At 59.0% G+C, this 756-nt stretch carries 2 protein-coding genes; one reads left to right on the top strand and one right to left on the bottom strand.

Annotated elements, in window-relative coordinates; all coding sequences use genetic code 11:
• The coding region (locus tag F4V54_RS10995) for a transposase (protein WP_150387157.1) at positions 1-573 on the top strand (573 nt) is incomplete at its 5' end.
• Here the strand turns inward: F4V54_RS10995 and F4V54_RS11700 are convergent.
• A partial coding sequence (locus tag F4V54_RS11700; protein ID WP_211359498.1) for a hypothetical protein occupies positions 570-756 on the bottom strand: 187 nt, incomplete at its 5' end. The genes F4V54_RS10995 and F4V54_RS11700 overlap by 4 nt on opposite strands.

Below are 756 nucleotides of genomic sequence, written 5' to 3'. Positions count from 1 at the left end.
CCGCGGGCGCAGGCGGTGATGGATCCCTTTCACGTGGTGCACCTGGCCGCCGACAAGTTGACCGTGTGCCGGCAGCGCCTGCAGCGGATGACCACCGGGCGGCGGGGCAAGAAAAACGATCCGTTGTATAAGAACCGGAAAACCCTGTTGACCAGGATTGACTTCCTCACTGATCGACAGCATCGGCGACTCGAGCAACTGTGGGCCACCGACGAAGACTACGTGGCTTTGGAGGTGACGTGGTCGGTGTATCAGCAGATCATCGCCGCCTATCAGTACCCGAAGAAAGCCGAGGGCAAGAAGCTGATGCAGAAGGTGATCAGCACGCTGCGTTCATCGACGATGCCGAAGGGGTTAGAGGAGATTAAGCAGCTGGGAAACACGCTGTACCGGCGCCAGAAGGACGTGCTGGCGTATTTCGATATCGGCGCGTCCAACGGGCCCGTCGAGGCGATCAACGGGCGCCTGGAGCATCTGCGCGGCATCGCTCTGGGGTTCAAGAACCTCGGGCACTACATCTTGCGATCCTTGATCCACTCCGGACAGCTGCACACCAAGATCAACGCACTCTAAATCCTGAAGAGCCGGTAAAGGAAATCGCCGGACAGTGGCGACTTCGTAGTTTCCATGGCCGTAGCGATATCACCGGACACCACGTCAGCACCTTCGCCGCCCCCAACGATGCACACAAATGGATCGCCGAAAACTGGCGACGAACCAGAAAGGCCGGACGATGAACGCAACAAACCTGCCCTA

This window comes from Corynebacterium tuscaniense (assembly GCF_008693065.1).
Classification (GTDB): domain Bacteria; phylum Actinomycetota; class Actinomycetes; order Mycobacteriales; family Mycobacteriaceae; genus Corynebacterium; species Corynebacterium tuscaniense.
This window is presented reverse-complemented; position numbering and strand designations above follow the sequence as displayed.